General features: G+C 30.4%; 38 protein-coding genes. 32 read left to right on the top strand and 6 right to left on the bottom strand.

What is annotated here, in order from left to right:
* Position 1: 1 nt before the first annotated feature.
* The 9 genes from MAGA_RS03125 (at position 2) to rpmA (ending at position 6,557) form a co-directional block, all read left to right on the top strand.
* Positions 2 to 1,507 carry an MAG5620 family putative phospho-sugar mutase gene (locus MAGA_RS03125; protein ID WP_013022182.1) on the top strand — a complete coding sequence of 502 codons (1,506 nt, stop codon included), beginning with the start codon at positions 2 to 4 and terminating at the stop codon, positions 1,505 to 1,507.
* A gap of 283 nt (positions 1,508 to 1,790) precedes the next feature.
* Positions 1,791 to 2,387: a 30S ribosomal protein S4 gene (gene rpsD, locus MAGA_RS03120; RefSeq protein WP_004023975.1), complete on the top strand. Its 597-nt coding sequence runs from the start codon at positions 1,791 to 1,793 to the stop codon at positions 2,385 to 2,387.
* A 21-nt stretch (positions 2,388 to 2,408) separates the two neighbouring features.
* Positions 2,409 to 2,621 carry a 50S ribosomal protein L31 gene (rpmE, locus tag MAGA_RS03115; RefSeq protein ID WP_011949718.1) on the top strand — a complete coding sequence of 71 codons (213 nt, stop codon included), beginning with the start codon at positions 2,409 to 2,411 and terminating at the stop codon, positions 2,619 to 2,621.
* A 169-nt stretch (positions 2,622 to 2,790) separates the two neighbouring features.
* Positions 2,791 to 3,798 carry a heat-inducible transcriptional repressor HrcA gene (gene hrcA, locus MAGA_RS03110; RefSeq protein WP_013022181.1) on the top strand — a complete coding sequence of 336 codons (1,008 nt, stop codon included), beginning with the start codon at positions 2,791 to 2,793 and terminating at the stop codon, positions 3,796 to 3,798.
* On the top strand, positions 3,782 to 4,798 hold the full coding sequence (gene grpE, locus MAGA_RS03105; RefSeq protein WP_013022180.1) for a nucleotide exchange factor GrpE: 1,017 nt from the start codon (positions 3,782 to 3,784) through the stop codon (positions 4,796 to 4,798). The genes hrcA and grpE overlap by 17 nt, the downstream gene beginning before the upstream one ends.
* Positions 4,799 to 5,001: 203 nt before the next feature.
* Complete coding sequence (locus tag MAGA_RS03100) at positions 5,002 to 5,424, top strand: MscL family protein (protein WP_011949715.1); 423 nt, start codon at positions 5,002 to 5,004, stop codon at positions 5,422 to 5,424.
* A 96-nt stretch (positions 5,425 to 5,520) separates the two neighbouring features.
* On the top strand, positions 5,521 to 5,787 hold the full coding sequence (locus MAGA_RS03095; RefSeq protein ID WP_013022179.1) for a hypothetical protein: 267 nt from the start codon (positions 5,521 to 5,523) through the stop codon (positions 5,785 to 5,787).
* 185 nt (positions 5,788 to 5,972) lie between these two features.
* A complete protein-coding gene (gene rplU, locus MAGA_RS03090) occupies positions 5,973 to 6,272 on the top strand; it encodes a 50S ribosomal protein L21 (protein WP_011949713.1) in 300 nt (99 codons plus the stop codon).
* Between the two features lie 6 nt (positions 6,273 to 6,278).
* On the top strand, positions 6,279 to 6,557 hold the full coding sequence (rpmA, locus tag MAGA_RS03085; RefSeq protein WP_013022178.1) for a 50S ribosomal protein L27: 279 nt from the start codon (positions 6,279 to 6,281) through the stop codon (positions 6,555 to 6,557).
* 52 nt (positions 6,558 to 6,609) lie between these two features.
* On the opposite strand, the gene MAGA_RS03080 is transcribed toward rpmA, so the two are convergent.
* Positions 6,610 to 7,308, bottom strand: a complete 699-nt coding sequence (locus MAGA_RS03080) for a pseudouridine synthase (RefSeq protein WP_013022177.1) — start codon at positions 7,306 to 7,308, stop codon at positions 6,610 to 6,612.
* Between the two features lie 160 nt (positions 7,309 to 7,468).
* On the opposite strand from MAGA_RS03080, the gene MAGA_RS03075 reads away from it, so the two are divergent.
* A complete protein-coding gene (locus MAGA_RS03075; protein WP_013022176.1) occupies positions 7,469 to 8,554 on the top strand; it encodes a M42 family metallopeptidase in 1,086 nt (361 codons plus the stop codon).
* Between the two features lie 59 nt (positions 8,555 to 8,613).
* Here MAGA_RS03075 and MAGA_RS03070 read toward each other — a convergent pair whose 3' ends face one another.
* Entirely contained in the window at positions 8,614 to 9,429 is an 816-nt protein-coding gene (locus MAGA_RS03070) for a TIGR00282 family metallophosphoesterase (protein ID WP_013022175.1), read from the bottom strand.
* An 85-nt stretch (positions 9,430 to 9,514) separates the two neighbouring features.
* Positions 9,515 to 10,507 carry a recombinase RecA gene (recA, locus tag MAGA_RS03065; protein ID WP_013022174.1) on the bottom strand — a complete coding sequence of 331 codons (993 nt, stop codon included), beginning with the start codon at positions 10,505 to 10,507 and terminating at the stop codon, positions 9,515 to 9,517.
* 145 nt (positions 10,508 to 10,652) lie between these two features.
* On the opposite strand from recA, the gene recU reads away from it, so the two are divergent.
* Positions 10,653 to 11,144 (top strand): Holliday junction resolvase RecU, encoded by a 492-nt coding sequence (recU, locus tag MAGA_RS03060; RefSeq protein ID WP_013022173.1) that lies wholly within the window; start codon positions 10,653 to 10,655, stop codon positions 11,142 to 11,144.
* 24 nt (positions 11,145 to 11,168) lie between these two features.
* On the opposite strand, the gene MAGA_RS03055 is transcribed toward recU, so the two are convergent.
* Positions 11,169 to 11,444 carry an HU family DNA-binding protein gene (locus MAGA_RS03055; protein ID WP_013022172.1) on the bottom strand — a complete coding sequence of 92 codons (276 nt, stop codon included), beginning with the start codon at positions 11,442 to 11,444 and terminating at the stop codon, positions 11,169 to 11,171.
* Between the two features lie 613 nt (positions 11,445 to 12,057).
* Between MAGA_RS03055 and rpsJ the strand changes: the two genes are divergently transcribed.
* The 21 genes from rpsJ to MAGA_RS02950 all read left to right on the top strand — a co-directional run bounded on the left by rpsJ (position 12,058) and on the right by MAGA_RS02950 (position 22,770).
* Positions 12,058 to 12,363, top strand: coding sequence for a 30S ribosomal protein S10 (gene rpsJ, locus MAGA_RS03050; RefSeq protein ID WP_041308762.1), 306 nt, complete (start codon positions 12,058 to 12,060; stop codon positions 12,361 to 12,363).
* A gap of 56 nt (positions 12,364 to 12,419) precedes the next feature.
* Positions 12,420 to 13,223, top strand: coding sequence for a 50S ribosomal protein L3 (gene rplC, locus MAGA_RS03045; protein ID WP_013022171.1), 804 nt, complete (start codon positions 12,420 to 12,422; stop codon positions 13,221 to 13,223).
* 20 nt (positions 13,224 to 13,243) lie between these two features.
* On the top strand, positions 13,244 to 14,146 hold the full coding sequence (rplD, locus tag MAGA_RS03040; RefSeq protein WP_013022170.1) for a 50S ribosomal protein L4: 903 nt from the start codon (positions 13,244 to 13,246) through the stop codon (positions 14,144 to 14,146).
* The gene (rplW, locus tag MAGA_RS03035; RefSeq protein WP_013022169.1) at positions 14,146 to 14,586 is read left to right on the top strand and encodes a 50S ribosomal protein L23; all 441 of its coding nucleotides are present in this window, start codon (positions 14,146 to 14,148) and stop codon (positions 14,584 to 14,586) included. The genes rplD and rplW overlap by 1 nt, the downstream gene beginning before the upstream one ends.
* A 71-nt stretch (positions 14,587 to 14,657) precedes the next feature.
* Positions 14,658 to 15,503 carry a 50S ribosomal protein L2 gene (gene rplB / locus MAGA_RS03030; RefSeq protein WP_013022168.1) on the top strand — a complete coding sequence of 282 codons (846 nt, stop codon included), beginning with the start codon at positions 14,658 to 14,660 and terminating at the stop codon, positions 15,501 to 15,503.
* Positions 15,503 to 15,781, top strand: coding sequence for a 30S ribosomal protein S19 (rpsS, locus tag MAGA_RS03025; protein ID WP_004023956.1), 279 nt, complete (start codon positions 15,503 to 15,505; stop codon positions 15,779 to 15,781). The genes rplB and rpsS overlap by 1 nt, the downstream gene beginning before the upstream one ends.
* 2 nt (positions 15,782 to 15,783) lie before the next feature.
* Positions 15,784 to 16,128 (top strand): 50S ribosomal protein L22, encoded by a 345-nt coding sequence (rplV, locus tag MAGA_RS03020; RefSeq protein ID WP_004023955.1) that lies wholly within the window; start codon positions 15,784 to 15,786, stop codon positions 16,126 to 16,128.
* 2 nt (positions 16,129 to 16,130) lie between these two features.
* Positions 16,131 to 16,781 (top strand): 30S ribosomal protein S3, encoded by a 651-nt coding sequence (gene rpsC, locus MAGA_RS03015; RefSeq protein ID WP_004023954.1) that lies wholly within the window; start codon positions 16,131 to 16,133, stop codon positions 16,779 to 16,781.
* The gene (rplP, locus tag MAGA_RS03010) at positions 16,781 to 17,206 is read left to right on the top strand and encodes a 50S ribosomal protein L16 (RefSeq protein WP_011949700.1); all 426 of its coding nucleotides are present in this window, start codon (positions 16,781 to 16,783) and stop codon (positions 17,204 to 17,206) included. The genes rpsC and rplP overlap by 1 nt, the downstream gene beginning before the upstream one ends.
* Positions 17,206 to 17,403 carry a 50S ribosomal protein L29 gene (gene rpmC, locus MAGA_RS03005; protein ID WP_013022167.1) on the top strand — a complete coding sequence of 66 codons (198 nt, stop codon included), beginning with the start codon at positions 17,206 to 17,208 and terminating at the stop codon, positions 17,401 to 17,403. The genes rplP and rpmC overlap by 1 nt, the downstream gene beginning before the upstream one ends.
* The gene (gene rpsQ / locus MAGA_RS03000) at positions 17,403 to 17,669 is read left to right on the top strand and encodes a 30S ribosomal protein S17 (RefSeq protein WP_004023951.1); all 267 of its coding nucleotides are present in this window, start codon (positions 17,403 to 17,405) and stop codon (positions 17,667 to 17,669) included. The genes rpmC and rpsQ overlap by 1 nt, the downstream gene beginning before the upstream one ends.
* A 3-nt stretch (positions 17,670 to 17,672) precedes the next feature.
* Positions 17,673 to 18,041 carry a 50S ribosomal protein L14 gene (gene rplN / locus MAGA_RS02995; protein WP_004023950.1) on the top strand — a complete coding sequence of 123 codons (369 nt, stop codon included), beginning with the start codon at positions 17,673 to 17,675 and terminating at the stop codon, positions 18,039 to 18,041.
* Between the two features lie 12 nt (positions 18,042 to 18,053).
* The gene (rplX, locus tag MAGA_RS02990) at positions 18,054 to 18,380 is read left to right on the top strand and encodes a 50S ribosomal protein L24 (RefSeq protein WP_011949698.1); all 327 of its coding nucleotides are present in this window, start codon (positions 18,054 to 18,056) and stop codon (positions 18,378 to 18,380) included.
* Between the two features lie 2 nt (positions 18,381 to 18,382).
* The gene (gene rplE, locus MAGA_RS02985; RefSeq protein ID WP_013022166.1) at positions 18,383 to 18,928 is read left to right on the top strand and encodes a 50S ribosomal protein L5; all 546 of its coding nucleotides are present in this window, start codon (positions 18,383 to 18,385) and stop codon (positions 18,926 to 18,928) included.
* 2 nt (positions 18,929 to 18,930) lie between these two features.
* Positions 18,931 to 19,116, top strand: a complete 186-nt coding sequence (locus MAGA_RS02980; RefSeq protein ID WP_004023947.1) for a type Z 30S ribosomal protein S14 — start codon at positions 18,931 to 18,933, stop codon at positions 19,114 to 19,116.
* 1 nt (position 19,117) lies between these two features.
* On the top strand, positions 19,118 to 19,513 hold the full coding sequence (gene rpsH / locus MAGA_RS02975) for a 30S ribosomal protein S8 (protein ID WP_013022165.1): 396 nt from the start codon (positions 19,118 to 19,120) through the stop codon (positions 19,511 to 19,513).
* A 9-nt stretch (positions 19,514 to 19,522) separates the two neighbouring features.
* Positions 19,523 to 20,062: a 50S ribosomal protein L6 gene (gene rplF, locus MAGA_RS02970; RefSeq protein ID WP_013022164.1), complete on the top strand. Its 540-nt coding sequence runs from the start codon at positions 19,523 to 19,525 to the stop codon at positions 20,060 to 20,062.
* 24 nt (positions 20,063 to 20,086) lie between these two features.
* A complete protein-coding gene (gene rplR / locus MAGA_RS02965) occupies positions 20,087 to 20,437 on the top strand; it encodes a 50S ribosomal protein L18 (protein ID WP_004023944.1) in 351 nt (116 codons plus the stop codon).
* Positions 20,438 to 20,439: 2 nt separating this feature from the next.
* The gene (gene rpsE / locus MAGA_RS02960; RefSeq protein WP_013022163.1) at positions 20,440 to 21,135 is read left to right on the top strand and encodes a 30S ribosomal protein S5; all 696 of its coding nucleotides are present in this window, start codon (positions 20,440 to 20,442) and stop codon (positions 21,133 to 21,135) included.
* A gap of 20 nt (positions 21,136 to 21,155) precedes the next feature.
* Entirely contained in the window at positions 21,156 to 21,590 is a 435-nt protein-coding gene (gene rplO, locus MAGA_RS02955) for a 50S ribosomal protein L15 (protein WP_011949692.1), read from the top strand.
* A gap of 127 nt (positions 21,591 to 21,717) precedes the next feature.
* Complete coding sequence (locus MAGA_RS02950; RefSeq protein WP_013022162.1) at positions 21,718 to 22,770, top strand: HAD-IIB family hydrolase; 1,053 nt, start codon at positions 21,718 to 21,720, stop codon at positions 22,768 to 22,770.
* A gap of 24 nt (positions 22,771 to 22,794) precedes the next feature.
* Here the strand turns inward: MAGA_RS02950 and MAGA_RS02945 are convergent, their stop codons facing one another.
* Together MAGA_RS02945 and MAGA_RS02940 are read right to left on the bottom strand one after the other, a co-directional pair.
* The gene (locus MAGA_RS02945; RefSeq protein ID WP_013022161.1) at positions 22,795 to 23,787 is read right to left on the bottom strand and encodes a histidine phosphatase family protein; all 993 of its coding nucleotides are present in this window, start codon (positions 23,785 to 23,787) and stop codon (positions 22,795 to 22,797) included.
* A 280-nt stretch (positions 23,788 to 24,067) separates the two neighbouring features.
* Positions 24,068 to 25,096, bottom strand: a complete 1,029-nt coding sequence (locus tag MAGA_RS02940) for an IS30 family transposase (protein ID WP_013022160.1) — start codon at positions 25,094 to 25,096, stop codon at positions 24,068 to 24,070.
* Positions 25,097 to 25,220: the final 124 nt, after the last annotated feature.

Raw genomic sequence — 25,220 nt, 5'->3', positions numbered from 1 at the left:
AATGATCAGTGATTTAAATAATAAAATCCTAATGTCTATTACAGGAAACTCATTAATTTTAAAGTCAACAACAAAAGAACAAATAAGTGAACAAACATGTTCTTTAGTTTTTGAACACATTTGTTCAATACTTGATAATAAAAGTGAGCAAAAGATTTTATTGTCTTTTCAAGGAGACCTTAAGCACTATAAAATAGTCAAATACATCAAAAATATACCTGTCAAAAACTTCAAAGTTTATTCATACGACTCTCATATTGGCACAGACTTTTCTACTGATGAAATAGCATGCCACAAGCACAAAATTGATTACGTAGTAAAATTTATAATTTCGAAAACTTCAAAATTTATATCTATTGTCATATATGACTATAAAACAAGGTTTTACGTAAAAAAAGATATCTTAAAAAAAGTACATGATAGTTTTTGTAGTAACAAAAAATTAGAATCAGTTGATAATGATCTTAATTATGAAGCTGAGCTATTAAATGTTGACCATTTAATATCAGTACAAGCATCAAAAGAAGAGATTCTTAAAGCTTTTTTTAATGTAAGACCTCGTTATAAGTCAAGAAGCTTGGTTTTAGTAAACAATGATTATTCACTATCGTTATGTTCGCAATTATTTAGTAATTACGATACCAGTTTTAAGATTAAAAAAAGTAAAATAAGCAATAACAAAAGCAGAAAATTTTTTGATACATTTAAAAACCTATTACCAAAATTAAAAAACTATCAAAGCATTATTTATATTGATAATTATTCTAATTTAGCAACTGATTTTCTAATTGATTATAAGCTTAAAAATCTTTCGCTTGATCAGGTAGTTTTGCTGTACTTAGATTTTTTAGTGGAAGAGTTAAAAAGATCTAATCAGGTAAACATTAAAAAATTATTTGTTGTTATTCCGCCAAATGCAAGTAGCCAAATAATTGAATTAATCAAGCAATATAAAATGAGATATTTTTACTACAATTCAGATACTATTGAAGAATTATTAAATGACGAAAACTGCTTATTTGCATACTCATTTGAAAAAATCAATGCTAATCCAAGATACTCAAAAATTCATAATAACTACTATTTTTTAATATGTTTAGTTTGAATGCTTAACATTTACAGAAACAGAAACAATTTGCTGTCATTCAAATACAACTCACTCAAAGAAAATCTTGGCAGTATACACGTTATTAAGAAATATAAAAAAATTGAATTTGCCAATTTAAATAATTTAGTTTCAATTATTGAAAATAAATATTTAGAAAGCAAACTATTTAACAAAGTAGTCATATTTAAGTCTTGATGCGAGAGTAATTATGCACTTTTAAAGCTTTATTCTGACAACAGCAAAAATTCTGTATCAATTTACTATGATTCTGAAAAGGAGAACATAGTTTTTGAATATCATATTTTTAGTGAAGATTCAAAGCAGAATGTTTCCTGAAAATTTCAGTATTTTAAAATGGCTTTATGAATAAATAAAGTAATTAAATCATTAAAGTCTTAATTTAAAAAAAGATTAGTTCAAAAAACCATTTAACAAAAAAGCCTATAAAACAGTGTTATTAGTGTCTTGCAGTTTACACAATTTTGCCTTATAAAATTGCTTATATTTTTACAAATTTATAATAAAATTTATTTTGCATAATTAACAGCAGATAATTATTTATTCACTATATGATATTTTCTATTGATTTGAAAGTAAGTTAGCTGTAAACCGAAATCATTAAAAAATCATCGAGAATAGAGAAATTGTCTCCTTTTGATGTTTTTATGCAGAAAGAGGAAAAATGAGATATTTAGGACCAGTTTTCAAAAAAGCTCGTCGTTACGGGATTTCAATTTTAGAAAACGAAAAAGAATTTTCAAAAGGCAAAAAACGTACCTATGCACCTGGTCAACATGGTAACAAACGTGTTAAACTTTCTGACTATGGATTGCACCTATATGAAAAACAAAAAGTAAGATTTATTTACGGTATTAGCGAAAAACAATTACAAAAAATTTATGCTCGTGCTATCAAAATGAAAGGTGTTGCTGGTACAAACTTACTACAACTTTTAGAAAGTCGTTTTGATAATGTTGTTTATAGAGCAGGATTTGCAACAACAAGAAGACAAGCTCGTCAATTAGTAGCACACGGACACTTCCAACTTAATGGAAAAAATGCTGACATTCCTTCTATGCACATATCTGTAGGTGATGTTATTACACTTAAAGCTAAGACACAAAACAATAATCAAGTTAAAGCTGCTTTAGAATCAAAACCTGCTGCTGCTTGATTAACAGTTAAAAACTTTGAAGCTAAAGTTGACAGACTTCCTGACAGAAGTGAATTAAATCCAAATGTTAAAGAAAACTTTGTTATCGAACACTATTCAAAATAGTTAAGATTAGGAGATTATATTATGAAAAAAGATATACATCCACAATACAACACTGTTGAAGCAACATGCTCAACATGTTCAAAAAAATTTACATTTGGAACAACTAAAAAGTCAATTTCAATCGATGTTTGTTCAGGATGTCACGTTGTTTATACTGGTGACAGAGCAAAAACAAAAGCAACAGGTATGATTGACAAATTTAACCAAAGACTTGCTAAAAAGAGCGCAAAATAGTAAACTCTTAACAAAGAACCATCAAGGTTCTTTTTTTAGCACTCTAATTATTAAAGTGAACATCTTTTAAGTTGCAAGAGACAAATATGCCTATAAAACAGCATTTTACGCTGAACTACTTTTTTAGCACTTTAGCTATTAATATGCTAAAAAAGTTTATAATTATATTATGCTTAAAAAAGATGATTTTGGTTTAACTGCAGACTTAAAAACAGTTTTGAAATACACTGTTGAAATGTTTATTGAAGACGGTGTGCCTGTTAGTTCACAAGCATTATTAGAAAATTTTAAGTTAAATTTTTCTAGTGCTAAAGTTAGATACTTAATGAATGATTTGGAAAAGTATGGATTTTTAGAAAAAACACATACATCAAGTGGAAGGGTTCCTTCAGCTAAAGGTTATGAATACTATGCAATGTATTTAGTAAATTTTGACACAAATGCCTTTAAAGAAAGAATAAAAGACATTTTTGCACGAAGAAGAGTGTCAATAGAAAATACAGTTGAAGAAGCAGCAAAAATAATAACTGAATCTATTGGGGTAACTTTAGTTACTACTGAAAATAATGAAAATGCAACACTTAAAAACTTGCAATTAGTTCCTTTGTCTGATAGAGAGGGAATAGTATTAATAACTGATTCGTATAACAAAACAACTACTAATAACATAAACATTAATAAAGAAATGTACTCGATGAATGACTTAGCAATTGCGACTAAAGTATTTAATCAAAGACTTGTAAATTCATCATTAATTAATTTAGCTTCATCTGCTAAAGCACTATGACCTATACTATCTGAATCAATAAAAAATTATGAAACATTATTAGAAGAGTACATAAATCAAGTTTTCCATTTTACATTTGTTAATAAAAATAATATTTATGGCAGAAACAATATCATTTTAGCTGATGAAATTTCAAGACAAGATTTACTAAAAATATTGCACAAGATTGAAAATGAATCTATTTGAGAAATAATTGATTCTGAAATATCAGACCAAAATAGAAATATAAAAATAGCTATATGCAGCGATCATAGTACATTCATAGCCAAAAAGTTGCAAAATAACAAAATTAAAGAAATTTCATTAGTTGGCACCAACAGAATGAATTATGCTAAAGGTATTTCCGCTTTAGAAATATTAGAAGAGTTGATAAATGAATATGATGAATAAAGGAGAAAATGTGAATAAAGCTAGTGAATTTAAAAAAACTTTTGATAAAGGCGACATCTTAATAGTAGATATTGATGCATATTCTCCTAAAAAAGAGCTCATAGAGCCTTTTTGCATAAAGGATCATGAATTAGTTTTAGGAAAAAATAATTTTTTACAAAACTTCGATGATAAGTTTTTACACAATGAAATTGAACCAAGTTACAAATTTCAATTAAAAATTCCTAAAAATCATCCTAATGAAAAATATAGAAATCAAAAACTCTTTTTTGAGGTTACTTTAAAAAACTATGAGGAGCTAACAAAACAAAAAGCATTAGATACAAGTGAGGGTGAAAACAAAAGTCAAGAAGAAATAAATGATGATCCATTAGCAAAAGCACAAGAAAGAATTCTTTCGCTTTTTGTTGAGAATGAAAAGCTTATTAAACAGAATGAGTTACTAAAAATCTTATTAGAAAAAGAAAAAGAAGGCCCAAAAGCGGTTGTTATCCCTAATGAATTAAAAAAAGAAGTTGAGCAATATGCATTGCAAAAGTTTTTTGAAGAATTTGTTAATTATTATAGTTTATACAAAGTAACTAGTTTAAGTTCAGAAATGCAGGCTGAATTGCTTGATGATCCAAAATTAAAAGCTTTTTCTAAGGGTTATAGAATGATTACTTGACAATTTGATGAAATGTTTAAAAAATATAATTTTGTAGAACTTAAACCAATTGAAGGACAAATTTTTGACCCTAAATATCAAAAAGTTAATGAACAAGTTATTGATGATGAATTTCCTTCAAATACTATAATTAACGTTCATTCATCAGCATACAAGTTGCATGACAGAATTTTACATGTTGCTTTAGTTGACACAAGCGTTAGATCAGATGATCCACAGGCAAAAGTGTTAATTGAAAAATTAGGAGATAATGCGTATCATAAGACTCCTGGAAAGTTACATACTTTAAGAGAAAAAGTAGCGGAAACAATTGCTAAAAATAATAGTCAGTAAAATGAGAAATTATGCTCTCATTTTTATTTTGCTTAATTAGCAAAAGAATTTGTTTGATTAAACTCCAACTTTAGAAGTCATTATTAATCTAACTGCTATTCGCAAAAACAATATGTTAACTAATATACCTGTTTTATAGTATCATTGGTTAATATGCTCAAAATTATGATAATAATTTGCCCTGAATTTAATATAATTATATTATGTTCAAAAAATCAGTAAACGACGCATGAGCATCAGTTAAACGTGGCAATATGCTACTATTAGCAATTGGTGTTTTAATTGGTGCTTCATTCAATGCAGTTATTAGCTCATTAGCAAACGATGTGATAATGGCTGCGATAGCTTCTTTATTCAATGTACAAGCAGTTTCTGAACTAAAAGCTGGCCCTGTTTTAATTGGGAAGTTCTTAGCAGCATTAATTTCATTTATCATTGTTGCTCTTATTATTTTCCTTTTCTTAATCCTTTATTTCTTGATTAAGAATGCAGTTGAAGCAAGAAAGGCTAAGAAGAATCCACCTGTTGTGGTTGTTGCTGCTCCAACAACAGATGAATTAATACTCCAAGAACTTAAGAAACTTAATGAAAACATTGAAGAATTAAGAAGAAGTCAATTAAAGTAGGAAAAAAGTTTGGAAAAAAGTTGGGATTTTCCCAATTTTTTTCTTTTTTGTGCTTTTGAACACAAATTGCCTAATTAAATAAATGAAAGGAGGAAAATGGAACAAAATAAATTTGTTAAGCTTGATGAAAATCAAGAAAAGCATATTCGTGGTGGTTTTTCTATAACTGCCGCTCTTGCCGGAGTTTCTGCAATTGTGACAATAGCTACTAAAATTGTGTCATTAGTAAAACTTTCTAAAGCTAAAAAAGGAGAAGTAACAAGCACAGGAAGTTCAAAATGAGACACAAATGAAACAAAAGCAAGCGTAGCAAGTTCTAAAAATGTACAGCCTGTATATCATCCTGTTTATGTAAGTTATTAGTATTACAATGTTCATCAATAACTCAAGAAGCATAAAAGCATAAAATAACATAAAAAATACTCTCATAACTAGATTTTTGTATTAAAATAAAAGAGTTACTTTTGTAACCATTCTGAACAGGTTTAAATATTATTTTTTTAAAATAATTACCTTAAAGATGAGCCACAAATAGGAGGTTATGCTAAATGATAGCAATAATCGAAACAGGTGGTAAACAAATTCTAGTTAAAGAAGGTGAAACAATTTTTATTGAAAAAATTGAAGGGGCAGAAGGATCAAAAGTTACTTTTGATAAAGTGTTACTTCTTGACAATAAAATTGGTAAACCTTATGTAGAAAGTGCAAAAGTTATTGGAGAGATCCAAAAACAAGGCAAAGCTAAAAAAATAGTTGTATATCGTCACAATGCAAAGTCAACACACAAACGTAAATTAGGACATCGTCAACCTTATACACGTGTTAAAATAACAGGAATTGTAGGTTAATTAGCTATGGCACACACGAAAGCCGGTGGTTCTACTAGAAACGGTCGTGATAGTCGCGGCCAAAGATTAGGTATTAAATTAGGCGATGGACAATTCTGCACAGCTGGGTCAATTATTTTCCGTCAAAGAGGAACAAAAATTTTCCCAGGTGTAAATGCAGGGCGTGGTAATGACGACACTATTTATGCACTTATTACAGGCTACGTAAAATTTGAACGTAGAAGAAACAGAGTTTATGCTTCAGTTTACCCAACAAGAGTTCAAAACAGCACAAATGCTGAATAATTAATTAAATTGAGCGCAAAAAAGCAGGTATTTTGCCTGCTTTTCTTGTTTTTTATGCAGATTCTAACAGCTTAACTTCATCTTCACTAAGTTTTCTAACCTGACCTAATTTTAAATTATTATCAAGCTTCAATTTTCCGAATTCTACACGTTTTAGGTATAAAACGGAAAAACCAAGGGAGCCAAACATTCGCTTGATTTGGTGAAATTTTCCTTCATAAATTGTTAAAAAACAGCTTTTATCATCAATAAGTTCCAAAATATATTTTGAAACAACGAAGTCATCATTTATTTTTATTGGGCTATTATTAAGTAAAATTTCACTATCAATTTTTTTATCAACTTTTACATAATATTTTTTAGGTACATGATTTTTAGGACTTAGCAATCTATGGCACATTTGGCCGTCATTGCTTAATATCAAAAGTCCTTCTGTATCTTTATCTAATCTGCCAAAGGAGAAAAATTTTTCTGCAGGCAAGCCAACAATGTCAAAAATAGTTGCCTCTTCAGAATCGCTATTAGCACAAATAAAATTTGCTGGTTTATTGAACATATAGTATTGAAATTTTTCATATTTTAAGATGCCGTTATCTAGCTCAACAACATCTTTTTCAGGATCAATTTTTATTAATTTAGTTAGTATAACTCCATTAACTTTGATTGCTTTTTTCTTTAACTTATTTTTAACTTCATTTCTGCTTAAGTTAGTTAAGTCTGCAATATATTTTTCAATTCTAATTTGTGCCATATTTTTTAATTATCTAATAATTTTGCTTATTTTAGTTAAATAAAACAAAAATGCTAGCATATATTTGAATTAATAAGATTATTTACAAGGCATTTAAATTTATAAATTTATAATTAAATAACAAACTTTTAAAAACTAAAATAAAGTATAAAGGAACAAGATGTCTAAATATGATGAGTTAAAAACTAAATTAATAGAGTATATGTCTATTGAAGCTATGTCAAGATATGAAGAGCCAGTTGTTGAAAAATTAAAAGCAAACATAAAAAGTCAAAATTTTGACTTTTCACGTGATGGATTTGGCTCATTAATAATTACTAAAAAATCAAAAGTTGCCAATGCACCTAAAGTTATGATAGCTGCACATATGGATGAAGTTGGCTTTTTGGTTAGAAACATTGAGGATAACGGTAATTTATTAGTTTCATCTGTTGGCGGCATTTGACCAACAGCAGTTATTGGTACAAAAGCTAAAGTTGTCACAAATAGGGATAATAAAGAAGCAGTTGGTGTTTTTGGACACACATCAATTCACATTTTAGAAGCTGATAAAAAAACTAAGGCACCATTAGAAAAAGAATTATATGTTGATTGTGGATTTTTAAGTAAACAAGAAGCTATTGATTTCGGTATTGAAGTTGGAGACAGAATTTATATGTCTGGCGATACAATTGAATTAAAAAACGACCTTCTTGGCGGCAAAGCCATGGATAACAGAGCTGGTGTTACTGTTTTAGATATGCTTGCTAACAGAATTAAAGATATTGATTTAGCTAACGATCTATACTTAGTTGGCTCAGTGCAAGAAGAAGTAGGATGCAGAGGGGCTAAAACTAGTGTTTCACTCATTAATCCTGATGTAGCTTTTGCGATTGATACAGGTGCTTCACATGATACAACAGGCTGCATCAAAGGTGTGCCATCATTAGGTAAGGGTGTAGCATTATTAATTCAAGATGCTGCTGTTATGACAGATCCAAAATTAGTTAATATGCTAACGGAAATTGCTAAAGAAAAAAACATTCCAGTTTATAAATACATAGCTGAAGGCGGCGGAACTGATGGTGCTGTTTTACAATATGGTATTGGTGGCGTTCCTACTATAACTTTAAGCATTCCACAAAGATATTTACATTCGCCTATTGGCGTATGTTCTTTAGCTGATATTCAGGCAACTTTAGATTTAATTACTGAATTTGTAAAAGCTTTTGATAGCAAGAAAAGCTTAGAGCTTAAAGCAAACTAATATCCCTGTTTTATAGCACTAAAAGCATAAATTAAAAGCGAGGAATTCTCGCTTTTTTATTATTGCTCTGGGAGAATTGTAATAGGAACAATTTTGTTTTTACTTTTATCACTATGCAAGTGCAAAAAGACACCATTAAACTGACTTGGATTATTTGAAGTAGTAAAAAGAACTTTTTCTTCAAAACGCATATGACGATAAACTTCTTCAAAATTAGCACCAATAGCAGAATTATATGGCCCAGTCATACCTGCATCAGTAATAAAACAAGTACCATTAGGCAATATATGTGCATCATTTGTTTGCACATGCGTATGTGTGCCACAGACAGCATCTACTAAGCCATCTAAATATAAACCTAATACATATTTTTCACTTGTTGTTTCAGCATGGAAGTCAATAAAGTGAAAGTCTGCTCTTTGTTGATATTGTCTAATTGAGTCTATAGTATCGAAGAAGCTATTGGCTACTTCTTGCGTTCAAGGTTTAAGAAGCTTATTAAAAGTTATGCCCATTAATGAAGTAACACGGAAAGTTATGCCATTTTTGAGTGTATATAATTGTGTCCCTTTCCCTGGATAACCTGCATCAATATTGGCTGGTCTTACTAAATCAGGGTTATTGATGATGTTCAATATATCACTTTTAGCTCACACATGATTGCCTAAAGTTATAATATCTACACCGGCCTTTTTAAGTCTTAAATAATCTTTTTGCTCTAGGCCTTTTCTACCAGAAACATTTTCTCCTTGGGCTATAACAATATCTGCATCATAGTCTGACTTTAATTTTGATAAATGTTTTTCAACCATTTCAATGCCTGGTGTGCCAAAAATATCACCAATAAATAAGATTTTAAGCTCTTTATTTTCCATTAAACGCTTCTCCAATAGCAAATTAGCAAAATACACTTACATTATTTTAACACTTAGTAAGATTATGGCTTTGTTTATTGTTTATTTACAGCACTAATTTTTCTATTTCTTGTTTAAATTCTAAGTTGTTTTCTAAAAATTCTTTAAGAGCTCTTTTGCCTTGAGTTATGTTTTTGCCTTGATATGCATATCAAGCACCCTTTTTGTCAAATATGCCTTTTTCACAGGATAATTCGATTAATTCACCTGTAGCATCAATACCTTTAGAGAATAAAATTTCGGTAGTAAAACTCTTATAAGGAGCACTTAATTTGTTTTTAACCACTTTAATTTTTATTTCATTACCTGTGATATCTTTTCCTTCAGTAATAGAAGTAGTTTTTCTTACTTCGAGTCTTATTGAAGCATAAAACTTAAGTGCTCTTCCTCCTGTTGTTGTTTCGGGATTGCCAAACATCACACCAATTTTTTCTCTTATTTGGTTAACAAAAATAACCGTTGTTTTATTTTTATGCAAGTTGCCTGTAATTTTTCTTAAAGCTTTTGACATTAATCTAGCTTGCACACCAACTTGCATATCTCTCATTTCGCCTTCTAATTCAGCAATAGGCACAAGTGCAGCTACACTATCAACTACAATTAAGTCAACAGCCCCTGATTTAGCTAAAATATCAACTATTTCCATAGCCTGTTCACCACTATCAGGTTGGCTTAAAATAAGTGTGTTCAAGTCAATGCCTAAATTTCGTGCATAAAGTGGATCAATTGCATGCTCAGCATCAATAAAAGCTGCTATGCCACCTTGCTTTTGCACTTCAGCAATTGCATGAAGGCAAAGAGTGGTCTTACCACTGCTTTCTGGCCCATAGATTTCGACTATTCTGCCTTTAGGATAGCCACCAATGCCAAGTGCACTATTTAATAAATAACTGCCAGATGAAAAGGTTTCTACTTGCTCATCAATTGAATCTTGATTAAACATCATAATAGCTTCTTGCCCAAATTTTCTTGTGATTTCATTTAATGTGCTTTTTATTAAATCCATTTGTTTATTGTTTTCGTTATTTTCATTTTTCATGTATTAATTTATTAATTCCTTTCATAATAATAATTTGCAAAATGAACTACTATAAGCAAACTAGGAAAAAAATGGGAAAAAGGGTGCTTTTTTCCTGTTTTTGTTCACTTTTATATAGAGACTATCAAAGATTAAATATAAAAGTATGCACAAAAACAGAGGTATGCTATTAGAAACTATTATTAACCAAACAATTGATTACTATACTTATAATCATATAGCTTTTATTGAGAAAAAAGGCTTGCCAATTAAATTTAGCAACATAACTAATTCTGAAAATAAATTACTGCTTTCTAACGCTTTTGTTTATAAAAAATCAACGGTTGATTACATAGGCTGCTATAAAGGGAGATTTTTGGCATTTGAAGCTAAGAGCACAAATGAATCATTTTTAGCAAGAAGCAATATAAAAGAGCATCAAAAAAAGTATCTTAAAGAGATACATAAAAATGGCGGACTGGCCTTTTTGATAGTGTTTTTCGGCTTATATGATGAGTTTTATCTGCTCTCTTATGAAAGTTTTATGACAATTGAAAACAAAAACCAATATAGGTATGAATGAATAAAAAAAATAGGCAAAAGAATTCCGCTTACTTATCCTGGAATAATAGACTTTTTGCCCTATATTTATTCTTAATATTAATTTAAATAGCTATTAAAATTAGAAGTTAACTAGCTCTCTTAGATATTTAGAAGGAGTAAATTTAATAACACGTTTTTCAGGCACTGATAACTCACTCATTGTAAAAGGATTTATAGTATCACGACCCCTTCTAATTTTTGTTTCAAAAATACCTAAAGATGAAAGTTGTACTTTGCTTTCGGCAATTAATTCTTCCTTAAGTACGAATACAAAAGCGTCAAAAAATTGATCTGCCCTTTTTACTGAAACTTCCATTTTATTAGCGATTGCCTTGACAAATTCTTTTTTAGTCATTTGATTTTCCCTTCTGAATAATCACAGCAAGATATTTATTTATCCTATTTATATATTACTAAATTTATAGCCAAATTTTATATTTTCATACCTATTGCCCTATAAATAAAGGATAAAATAAAATTCCACTGGTTTATTTGTATTATAAACACATTAATATATCAAAGTATTTTCGAAACAAAAGCATTATTTTTATTTTTTCCTACAATTTACATACATATTATTAATAGTTAAGTATTTAATTTTATATTTATATATTTGTTTCTGCCTAATTGATTTTTTAAGTGTAAAATAGATAAATATCTAGTGTTTAGAAAACTTACAACTCTTTTTGGTGTCTCAGAGATTTAAGTGAGTTTGGAATGCTGCTAAAAATAGCTAATTTTAGTGAGTAAAACAAACGATTTTAGTGCATTTTTGGCCTATTTTAAGTCTAAAATTTTAATTTCAAAAAATTATTAAATAAAAACTAACAAAAAAATACTTTTTGACTATAATTGTAAATGCAACATTTACTAAGAAGCAAAAGGTTGTTAGTTAAGCCGTTTTGTTGTCTATGGATAACTAAGAAATTTTTGTGGAGTAAGGTTCATTTATGAACAAAGGAGGCAACATGAGTAAAGTTAATATCAAAGTGAAAAGTTTTGATCACTCATTAGCTGATTTTGGGGCTAAAAAAATAATTGAATTAGCAACCAAAAGCAATACTAAATTCAGTGGTCCGGTTCCACTTCCTACCAAAAGAGAAGTGGTTACTATCTTAAGATCAGTTCACATTAACAAAAAGTCACGTGAACAGTTTGAAAGTAGAACTTTCCAAAGATTGATTGTTTTTATTAACCCTAGTGAACAAACAATTGACAAACTTAAAAGACTTGAATTACCTTCAGGTGTTGAAATTCAAGTTTCACAAAAATAAATCCAACTTGCTTTAATACAAGCTATGGTCATCAAAAATTAGATTAGGAGATGAATATGAAAGGAATCTTAGGACGTAAGGTTGGAATGACACAAATCTACACAGAGCTTGGTCAAAGAATACCAGTTACTGTTATTGAAGTTAAACCAAATGTTGTTTCAAAAGTTCTAACAGTAGAAAAAAATGGTTATGTTGCAACACAATTAGCTACTGTGGAGAAAAAAGCTAAGAGAGTAAACAGACCATTAGCTGGTCAATTTATTCAAGCTAAAACAACACCTAAGCAATACATTAAAGAAATTCGTGGCATGGAAGGCTATGAATTAGGTCAAGAAGTTAACGCAAGCATTTTTTCAGCTGGCGAACTAGTTGACATTACCGGTATTTCTAAAGGTAAAGGATTTGCCGGAACAATTAAAAGATGGAATCAACACATAGGACCTAAATCACACGGTGGTGGTGGTGGTAGTCAACCTGTTAGACAAACTGGTTCTCTTGGTGATATATCGGGTAACCGTGTTGTTAAAGGTATGACAATGCCAGGTCACTTAGGTTCAGAAAAAACAACAGTACAAAACTTGGAAATTGTTAAAGTTGACACAGTGAACAACCTACTTTTAGTTAAAGGTTCAATTCCAGGTGCTAAAAAATCATTTGTGATTATTAAGCAAGCTGTTAAAGGTCTTCCAACTAAGGAAGCAATAAAGTTAGTTGACGTTAAAGAAGTTGTTAAGATGAATGAGCTTATTGAAAAAGCTAAGAAATTCAATATTGAAGTTACAGTTGGTATGACTTCAGCTGAATTAGAACCATTAATTCACAAAGCTGAAGAAGAACAAGCTGCTGAAGGAGATAAATAATGGCTGATTTAGAAAAAGAAATGAAAACAACAACCAAGAAATCTACTTCAACTGCTAAAAAACCAGCAGCTAAAAAAGCAACTGCTGCTAAAGAAACTTCAAGTACAAAGAAAACTTCTACAACAACTTCTACAACAGCAGCTAAAAAACCAGCTGCTAAAAAAACAACTACAAGTGCAAAAAGCACAACTAAAACTGTAGCAGCTGAAAACACTAAGTCAACAAGTACTACAACTAAAAAAGCTACAAGTGCTAAAGCAGCTTCGGAAGCTAAAGAAACAGTTAAAAAGCCTGCTGTTAGTGCTGAAAAATTTGAAAAGAGTACAAAATTGGAATTTGATACATCTAAACTTAATCCTAAGTTATTTGCATCAGACAAAATTTACTCACAAGCAATTTTTGACACCATTATTTCAGACAGAGCTTCAAGACGTCAAGGTACTCATGATGTAAAAAGCCGTGCTGAAGTACGTGGTGGTGGTAAAAAACCTTGAAGACAAAAAGTCACAGGTAGAGCACGTGCTGGTTCTACTAGATCACCAATATGAGTAGGTGGTGGTAGAGCATTTGGTCCAACACCAGTTAGAAACTACAAACTTAAAGTCAACAAGAAAGTTCGTTTCAATGCTTTTGTTTCAGCCTTAACCTTATTAGCACAAAGCAAAGCTGTTGTTGTTGATGACTTCAAATTAGAATCAATTTCAACAAAAGCTGCTATTAACAAATTAAGCGAACTAGGTATTAAAGAACAAAAGCACATTTTGATTGCTACAAATGACGAAGTTACCTATAAATCAGTTGCAAACTTACAAAATGTAATTTGTGTAAAACCAACATCTGTATCTGTTGAAAACTTAATTTGAGCTGATGTTTTAGTACTTTCAACTGAAGGCTATGAAAACTTTGAAGGGAGAATTAAATAATGGAAATAACTCGTGTTATTAAAAGTCCAGTTCTTACTGAAAAGTCAAACGAAGCTTTAGGCAAAAATGTGTACACATTTGAAGTTGATTGAGCAGCTAACAAGTTTCAAATTAAAAAAGCTGTTGAGTTCATCTTTAAAGTTAAGGTGTTATCAGTTAACACACTTAAAGTTGACAAGCAACCTAAAAATTTAGGTCGTTTCCACGGATTTACAAACAAATACAAGAAAGCTTTTGTTAAGTTAGCTGACGGCTATTCAATTTCATTCTACCCACAAGAAGAAGAAAAACAAGATAATGCTAAAATTGAAAAAGAAAAAGCTGAAGCTATTAAAGCTGAAAAAGAAAAGAATGCAGAAAAAGAAGCTAAATTAGCAGAAAAAATCGCTGCTAAGAAAGCTAAAAAATCATCTGCAACTAAAGAAAAAGAAGAAAAATAAATTTACTGAGGATTAATTTTGCTTAAAAGATGAATTCCTCAACTATTTTTAAGCAAGGAGAAATATTAGAAATGGCAGTTAAACATTACAAGCCAGTTACAAATGGTCGCCGTAATATGTCATCTCTAGATTATTCAAAAAATCTAAGCGGTCACGCACCTGAAAAATCATTATTAGTGATTTTAAAGAAAAATTCAGGTCGTAACAACCAAGGTAAAATTACAGTTAGACACCAAGGTGGCCGTGTAAAGAGATACTATCGTATTATTGACTTTAAACGTAACAAAGACGATATTCCAGCAACTGTTAAATCAATCGAATATGACCCAAACAGATCGGCAAATATTTGTTTATTAGCATATGCTGATGGTGAAAAAAGATACATTTTAGCACCTGAAGGTATTAAAGTTGGTCAAAAAGTTGTTTCAGGAAACAATGTTGATATTTTAGTAGGTAACTCATTACCTCTTTCAAATATTCCTGAAGGTACATTTGTACACAACGTTGAAATGCAACCTGGTGGTGGCGGAATTATCGCTAGAAGTGCAGGAACATCTGCACAAATCTTAGGTAAAGATGATGACGGTAAATATGTAGTATTACGTCTTAAATCAGGCGAAATGCGTAGAATTTTAGCACGTTGTCGTGCAACAATTGGTACAGTTGGCAACGGTGAACATTCATTAGTTCTTTTAGGTAAAGCTGGTAGAAGTAGACATTTAGGTGTTCGTCCAACAGTTCGTGGTTCTGTTATGAACCCAATCGATCACCCACATGGTGGTGGTGAAGGTAAGCAACCTATTGGACGTAAGGCTCCTTTAACTCCTTGAGGTAAAAAAGCTCTTGGTGTTAAAACAAGAAAAACTAAGAAATCTTCAACAAAATTGATTTTAAGAAGAAGAAAGGACTCTAAATAATGGCTCGTAGTCTTAAAAAAGGCCCTTTTGCTGATGAACACTTACTTAAAAAAGTAGATGCTATTTTAGAAGGAAAAATGCCAAAGAAGCCAATTAAAACTTGATCAAGAAGATCAACCATCTTCCCAAGTTTTATAGGCTTAACATTCCAAGTTCACAATGGTCACCAACATATTGATGTTTATGTAACTGATGATATGGTTGGTCACAAGTTAGGTGAATTTGTTCCAACTAGAACATACTCAGGTCATGGTGCTGAAAAAGGTAAGAAGAAATAATTATGAACAATCAAAGTGCTAAAGCAGTTGTTAAAATTCAAAGAATTTCACCAAGAAAAGCACGTTTAGTTGCTGATTTATTCAGAGGTAAAGACGTTAAAGTTGCTCTTGGTATTCTAAACAACACAAACAAAAAAGCATCACAATTATTTATTAAATTATTAAATTCAGCTATTGCTAACGCAACAAACAACCATGGTATGGATGCATCTAAATTATTTGTTAAAGAAGTATTAGTTAATGAAGGTCCAACACTTAAAAGATATCAACCACGTTCACAAGGTAGAGCTTATTCTATTTTCAAAAGAACATCTAATTTATCAATAACATTGGAAGAAAGGGTATAGTCATGGGACAAAAAGTTAATCCAAATGGCTTCCGTTATGGAATTACAAAGCCTATTAACTCTGTTTGATTTGCTGAAAAGCAAAACTATGGAGACTTATTAGTTCAAGATGCTAAAATTTACAAATTCTTCGATAAATTAGTTAGAAAATACCAAATTGGCAACACCTCAATTAAAAGAACTAAAGCACAAAAAGTTACCGTTGTATTACAAACTAGCCAACCAGCTAAATTACTTGGCGAAAATGGCGCAAATATTGAAAAAATTACCCAAGATTTACACAAATATTTAAAAAATAAATCACTTGATATTAATTTACAAGTTTCATTATTGAAACAACCTGAATTAAATGCTAGACTAGCTGCTGAAGCTATAGCACAAAAATTAGAAAACCGTGAAAGTTTTCGTGTTGCCCAAAAGCTAGTTATTAACGATGCACTTAGAGCTGGTGCAAAAGGAATTAAAACCCAAGTTTCAGGACGTTTAAATGGTGTAGATATGGCTAGAGCAGAAGGCTATAGCCGTGGTGAAATGAGACTTCACACTTTAAGACAAGATGTTGACTTTGCTAAGGCAACAGCAAGAACCATTTATGGTGCTATTGGTGTGAAAGTATGAATTTCTAAAGGTGAACTTTTGGAAGGAGATAAATAATGCTTCAACCCAAAAGAACTAAATATCGTAAGCCTTTTTTAGTACGTCATGATAAAAGAAAAGCTCACAAAGGTAATACAGTAGAGTTTGGCGAATTTGGTCTACAAGCAGTTACTTCAGCTTGAGTAGATGCTCGTCAAATCGAAGCTGCTCGTATTGCTATTACACGTAGAATGGGTCGTGAAGGTAATGTTATTATTAGAATTTTCCCTCACTTCTCAAAAACATCTAAACCTATCGGTGTACGTATGGGTTCAGGTAAAGGTTCTCCCGAAAAATGATATACAGCTGTTAAGGTAAACACTGTTATGTTCGAAGTTTCAGGTGTTTCTGAAGAAATTGCACGTGATGCACTTAGATTAGGTGGTCACAAATTACCAGTGTCATGAAAAATTATTACTAAAAGTGAAGGAGATAATCAATAATGCTTTACAAAGATATTAAAGTTAAGTCACTTGATGAACTCCAAAAACTAGTGAAAGACTTTGAAGCTGAATTATGAACATTAAATTTCAAAAAATCAGTTGGAAGCTTAGACCAAAGCCACAAAATTAGAGCAATTAGAAGAGACATTGCCAGAATAAAGACTGAGTTAAATGCAAGAGAAAAGGGAGCTAAATAATGGAAAGAAATACACGTAAAACATTACAAGGCAAAGTTACATCTGCTCGTGGTGATAAAACTATCATTGTTGAAGTTGAAAGCCACAGATCACATGCTTTGTATTCAAAACGTTATAGAGTAGCCAAAAAATTTGCTGTACATGATGAAAATAACATTGCTAAAGTTAATGACATCGTAACAATTATGGAAACAAGACCACTTTCAAAGACAAAACACTTCCGTTTAGTTGCGGTTAAACAAGCTGCTATGCAAGGAGAAAAATAATCTATGGTTTTAGAACTATCCAAATTAAATGTTGCTGATAACTCAGGAGCAAAAGAAGTTGGTGTTATTAGAGTTCTTGGTGGTTCACGTAAAAAAACAGCAAACATTGGCGACGTAATTATTTGCTCAGTTAAAAAAGCTATTCCTACAGGTATTGTTAAAGAAGGTCAAGTAGTTAAAGCTGTTATTGTTAGATCAGTTTACGGTATTCACCGTGAAAATGGTCAACACATTCGTTTCGATGACAATGCAGTTGTAATTATTAAAGATGACAAAACTCCTAGAGGAACTCGTGTATTCGGTCCTGTGGCACGTGAATTGCGTGATAAAGGTTACTTAAAAATTGTCTCACTTGCACCAGAAGTGCTATAAAAAAGGATTATTATGAAAATCAAATTTAAGAAAAATGATGAAGTAATAGTTATTGCTGGTTCACATAAGGGCAAAACTGGCCGTATTGTTAAGGTTGATATTAACAACAATACAGCTATAGTTAAAGACATTAACATAGTAACTAAACACGTAAAACCTGGTCAAGGTAATGATGGCTCAATTAAGAAAATGGAAGCTCCAATTCATGTTTCAAACCTTTCAATATTAGTTAAAAAAGCAACTAAAACATCTCCAGCACAATTTTCTAAAATTGGATACAAATTTGACAAAGATAATAAAAAAGTACGTATCTTACGTAAAACTAAGAAGGAAATTTAGTTATGAACTTAAAGCAAAAATATTTAACTGATGTAGTTCCTGCTTTAATGAAGCAATATGGCTATAAATCAATTATGCAAGTTCCAAGATTAGAAAAAATAGTGCTAAATATGACAGCTGGTAAAGAAGTTACAAACTCAAAAGCAATTGAAGAAGTACTTAACGAATTAACTCAAATTTCAGGACAAAAACCTTTCCAAACTCGTGCTAAAAAATCAAATGCTTCATGAAAACTTCGTGAAGGAATGGCGATGGGTGGTAAAGTAACATTAAGAAGAGACAGAATGTGAGACTTTTTGGAAAAATTCATTAATGTTGCTATGCCTCGTATTCGTGACTTCCGTGGTGCTAATCCTAAAGCATTTGACGGTAGAGGAAATTACTCATTTGGAGTAAAGGAAGAAATCATCTTCCCAGAAATTGAATTTGACAAAATTAGAAGAATTAAAGGCCTTGATGTACAAATTATTACATCAGTTAACAGTGACAAAGAAGCTAGAAGTTTATTAGAATTAATCGGAATGCCTTTTAGTAAGGGAGAAAAATAGTTATGGCTAAAAGTTCATTAAAAGCTAAACAAAAGAAACACGCTAAATTCTCAACACGTGCTTACACACGTTGTGAATTATGTGGTCGTGTACATGCAGTTTTAAGAAAATACAAAATCTGCCGTATTTGCTTCCGTGAATTAGCTCACCAAGGCAAAATACCTGGTATGAAGAAAGCGAGTTGATAATATGTTTATAACAGATCCTATTTCAGATATGATTGTTAGAATCAAAAATGCAAATCAAAGAAAATTTAAAACTGTACTAATTCCTTATTCAAATAAAAAGGCAAAAATTCTAGAAATTCTTTTAAACGAAGGTTACATTTCAAGTTTTGTTACAAAAGGTGAAGGCAAAGACAAAACTTTAGAAGTAGCATTAAAATACAAAGGCAATCAATCAGCAATTATTGACTTTAAACGTATTTCAAAACCAGGGCTAAGGGTATATGCTGCTGCAAATAATTTACCATCAGTATTATCAGGCTATGGTACAGCTATAATCTCAACTTCTAAAGGTGTAATGACTGAAAAACAAGCTCGTAAGGAAAATGTAGGTGGTGAAGTACTTGCCTACATTTGATAGGAGGTTTTGATGTCTCGTGTCGGAAATAGAATATTAAGTATTCCTGAAAATGTTTCGCTTACTCAAGATGGTACACTTTTAACAATTGAAGGTCCACTTGGTAAATTACAAAGAAACATCAGCCCATTAATTGCGCTTAAAGTGGAAAATAATACAATTAGCACAATTAGAGCAAATGAAGAAAAGTCTACAAAGCAATTACATGGAACTACTAATGCACTTATTTCAAATATGTTAATTGGTGTTTCAAAAGGCTATAAAAAAGAATTAGTTATCAAAGGTGTTGGTTTTAAATTTACACTTAAAGGTGATATTTTAGAAGTTTCTGCTGGTTATTCACACTTAGTAAACTTAGATATTCCTGCTGGATTAAAAGTTGAAGTGCCTAAACCAGTTGAATTAGTAATTTCAGGTATCAATAAAGAAATTGTTGGTCAATTTGCAGCTGTTGTTAGAGCTGTAAGAAAACCTATACCATACTCAGGTAAAGGTATTGCATACAAAGATGAAGTTATTCGTCGTAAAGAAGGAAAAACTGCTTCTAAGTAGTTGGATAAGAAAGGATTTTAAAAAATGGCAACATTATCAAGAAATCAAGCACGTCAAATTAAACACAGACGTGAACGTCAACACATTAGTGGTACAGCAGAAAAACCTAGATTATGCGTATTTAAATCACTTCAAAACTTTTATGCACAATTAATTGACGATACTAAAGGAATTACATTAGCTAGTGTTTCAACATTAGAAAAAGGCAAATACAACGGAAATATTCAAGCTGCAACTGCTGCCGGTGAGAAAATGGGTGAAATTATTAAAGGCTTAAAAATTGAAAGCATTGTCTTCGATCGTTCAGGTTACATTTACCACGGAAGAGTTAAGGCATTTGCTGATGCGGTAAGATCAAAAGGAGTTAAATTCTAATTATGGCAGATTTAGAAAACAAAACAGTTAAGGCTAATGTAGAAAACAAGCCAGCTGCAGCTAAAACCCAAAGTGTTAGTGCACCAAAGAGAACTGAATCAGGCGCTAAAAAACAAATTTGAGAAAAAAGAAGTGCACATGATTCTAAAGATATGCCTAGAAAGAGTGCTGATAGAGCAAATAAAGTAAAAAACCGTACACGTTTTGGTGAAGCAAACAACGAATTTAGCGAAAGAGTAGTTAATATTAGCCGTGTTACAAAAGTTGTTAAAGGTGGACGTAGATTCTCATTCTCAGCTTTTGTAGTAGTTGGTGATAAAAAAGGTAAAGTTGGTTTTGGTCACGGAAAAGCAAATGAAGTTCCTGATGCAATAAAAAAAGCTGTTAAAGATGCTAGAAACCATCTTATCAGTGTTCCTATTCAAAACAAAATCACAGTGCCTCATGAAATTCATGCTAAATTCTTAGCTTCTAAAGTTATGCTTAAACCAGCTCCTAAAGGTAAAGGTATAGTTGCTTCAGGAACTGTACGTGCAGTTGTTGAATTAGCAGGTTATACTGATATTTATACAAAAACATATGGTTCTCGTTCAAAAGCTAACATTGTTAGAGCAACTCTTAAAGCCTTACAACAATTAAGAACACCTGAGCAAATTGCTGAAATTAGAGACAAAGACGTTAAAGACCTTTTAGGTTAATCATTAATTAGGAGAGTAAAATGAAATTACATACATTAAAGTCAACTCCTGGTGCACGTGTTGAAAAACACCGTGTTGGTAGAGGCCATGCTGCTGGTAAAGGTAAGCAAGCTGGTAAAGGTCAATCAGGTCAAAACAAACGTCACGGTCACAGATTAGGATTTGAAGGTGGTCAAACCCCATGATTCCGTCGTATTGGTAAAAGAGGATTTACAAATGTAAATCATGTTGAATACCAAGTAGTAAACCTTAAAGATTTAGAACAAAACTTTAAAGCTAATGCAACAGTAGATTTAGAGTCATTATTCAAAGCTAACTTAATTAAAAGATCAATGCCAGTTAAATTATTAGGCAATGGTAAGTTAACTAAAAAACTTAATGTAACATTACATGCAGCTTCAAAAAGTGCTATTGATGCAGTTGAACAAGCTGGTGGAAAATTTACAATTCTTTAATTAATTCATTTTAATAATTCAATTAACTTTTAAACTAAATGTGTTTCTGCCTTTTTGTGCAATATAAACACATTTTTTTATTATTCTTGTATAAAATTAAAATATTAAAAACCTGAGAGAAATTTAGATGAATAATTTAAGCCACGATATTGTTTTAAATAGAGCACAATACAAACAATTTTTAAGCACACTTAGACTTACTATTAATGATCTAAGTGAGTTTTTAGTTTATAAAATAAATGAAGCTAAAGCACAAAATGATTTAATATTTTGCATTAAAAATTTTGATGATAATGAACAAATTTTTACCAAAATAGTCTATTTAAGTGGCTCATATGTTTATTTTGAAAAAATTAACTTACTTTTAGATGATCTTGAATACTTTGTTTTTGATATGGGCGGAACACTTTTAGATAGTAAAAAAAGATTGCAAAATGAAAATGTTAAAAAATTAAATGAATTAGCAAAAACAGGCAAAAAAATTATTATAGCTACTAGTGGTTCCTACTTTAATTTTGAAAACTACTTCGAAAAAATAGATTTTAATATGCCACTAATTTGCGCTAATGGTGCAATGATTTATGATAATAAAAGTTTGAAATTAACAACTGGCTTAGAAATGTCTAAAGAAGAAGCGAATGAAATTATGAATAAGTGCAGCGAGCTTGGATTGGCATATTATGTTTTTCATGATTTTGGTATGGCTGGCATAAATGTAGAAAATTCATCAGCCTATAAACAAAATAAAGAAGCTACAGGAATGAAAAAAGAGAGCTGAGTGCTCAATCCTGAAAGTAACTTTTTTGATGATAAAAAAATTTATAAAGTTTTTGTAACATTTGAAAGTTATCAAGCTGACAAAATAAAAGCACTAATTTCATTTTGCAAAAAGTTTAAAAAACTTCATACAATGCAAACTCATAGTAATTTTTTAGACATAGGAATTGCCTGTTCTAAAGCAAGTGCTCTAAACAATATTTCTTATGAACACAAAATTAATTTAACAAAAACTGTTGTTTTTGGTGATTCAGACAACGATTTGCCTTTATTTGATATTGCAAAAGTTAGTTTCACTCACTCAAGCGCAAGGCTAAGTATTTTAAAAAGTGCGCATTATGTTTCATCTAAAAATAATGATGAAAATTGAATTAGTTGGCTAATTGATAATTTATTTGTTTAAAAATAAAAAAAGTGGAAAACCACTTTATTTTAACTTTAAATTAGTGCCTAAAGAAACAATTTTTGGCTCGGCATTTATATTAAAGTTAACTATATCTTTATAATCAAAATAAGCTAACTCTAAATCGAAAGTTTTATCATCATACACAGTAAAAATCAATTTTGAACCAATAGGATACTTTTCAAGTTGATTAAGATCAGGCACATCTATATCTAAAATCCCTAAGACAGTTGCTAAGTTTGTATCATGCCCAACTAGGATGCTTAAATCATAATTTGTATAAAACTGACTTTTAAGCAGCTTATAAATGTTTTTTTGACTTTCTAAAGCAAGTGTAGGATTATTTCAAATCAAATCAATTACAAAGTCTTTAGCTTTTAAAAGAAGCTTTAAATCTTTTAAAAAATCAGATGACTTAAAAATCTCACTTTCTTTAAAACCATGATAATACATAGACTGCATAACATCTGAAGCGCTTGATGAGAAAAACAATCTGCCAGTAGGTTTAAGTCACTCATTTTCTACAAAGCCAATTTGGCTTTGACTTTGAACATACAAACAATTATTATCTAAATTAAATAACTCTTTAAATTTATCATATATACCTAGATTACTTGCTTTTTGGTCGAAATCATTAACACGCTTATTGTCTATATATGATTTAGATGGATAATTAAGCTCAAATCAAGGATCTCTTTTTGAAAAGGATGAATCAGAACACTCAATTTCAATATTTTTCTCAGGCATAAGACCTAAAGCTAAAAGTCTTGCTGTTTCATATGTTCTATGAGTTGAATTAGCTACTATATTTATATTCATATTACTATCAACACTTAAGTATTTTTTTAAAAACTTAGCAAATAATAATTCTAATAAAGCGCCCTTATTACTTAAGTGTGCACTTAGTTCTGGATCAAATTGTCATTTAAGAATATCTTTGTCAAAAATTTTTTTAAATTTACTTTCAAATTCAAAAGGATATCTTACGCCATGTCTTGAAACTATTATTTTTTTCATTTTAGCCTCTCAGTAGACATTTTTATCTATTAAATAATTAAATAGTATATAAAAATTTTAGAGTAAATTAATTGCTTTAGTATCAATTAAGTTTATTTATTTAAAAGTTGCAAAATTATTATATAAATTCTTAAAGTAAAAAGCGCCTTTTTTGAGTATCGGAAAAATAATACCAATTTTTGGAAGTTCTAACAAGAGAATGACTAAAAGAGTAAAAAAGAATAAAGAAAAGATACTTTTGAGTACTCAAAAGTGCGGAATTTTGTGTTGATGTTAATTTTTATTGCATTTGCTTAGCACATTTAAAGCCAGAAATTCCTTTATAAATTCTTGGGTGTGAATTTATAAAATCTGCTATTGGTTTTAGATCTTGACCAACATATCTATCTATAGATTTTCCTTTTGGAACGTATCTTCTTAATAGTCTATGAGCATTTTCGATACTACCTTTTTCTGATGATGAATAAGGGTGGCAATGAAAAATTTCTCTAATATATTCTATCTCTGGAAGTTTGTAATTTTCACTTCCGTTATCAATAGTTAATGTGTCAATAATAAGATTATTGTCCTTAATCAATTTCTCTAAATTTTCTTTTATTGCTTTTGCATTTCTTCTAGATAGAGTGCAATAAAACATTCTAGATTTTCTGTTGATTAATGTAAGAACGCAATAATTGTCAGATCTTAAACCAATTACAGTGTCCATTTCATAATCGTTGTCATTTAGTCTTAAATTAACTGATTCTGGACGTTCAGTAATAAGTTTTCCTATTGTCTTTTTCTTGGTTTCGTGCTTTACAGTTGTGCGGCTTCCATATTTGCCATTTGATTTATATGGAAGAATATCTAATTTTAGACCAAAAACACTATGTTTAGCCAATATACGGTAAAAGTTTTGAACTGATGGAATATATGAATTCTGAAGTTTTCCTTGTGCTTCTAGTTTTCTTATGTATTTAAAAATAATGCTAGCAACAGACTGTTTAACGGCTTTATTTTCCAAGTTAAAACTATTTCTATTCTTTAAATAAAAGTATAGTAACTGCTCGTAAAACTTAAAAAAGTCAATGTGCTTCATCAGCAATTTAGGATTGTTTTCTAATCTTTTTGAATCATTCCTTGTTTCAATTAAGTTTAAAAATTTGAGAGCACTAATTACATATATCGTTTTGCCTTTTAAATCCATACCACACAATTTACATTTCTTTTGGTATTTAGCATAACCACGCTTTGTCTCAATTTTAATTCTGTCAAATAAGTTATAAATTGATCTTGATTTAAACCCTACGATGTTAGAAACAGTTTTCATATCATAGCCTGCAATTAGTCTTTCAAGAATTTCTTTAAGTCTTAATGGGCTAATGTTATTTTTATTGGTTTTGAGGTTTGACTTAGTTAGTATTTCATCTCAATGTGTTTCATCAATCACATAA

Origin of the sequence: Mycoplasmopsis agalactiae (assembly GCF_000089865.1) — a bacterium.
Classification (GTDB): domain Bacteria; phylum Bacillota_I; class Bacilli_A; order Mycoplasmatales; family Metamycoplasmataceae; genus Mycoplasmopsis; species Mycoplasmopsis agalactiae_B.
The sequence above is the reverse complement of the archived record's forward strand: the minus strand, read 5'-3'. Positions and strand labels throughout refer to the sequence as shown.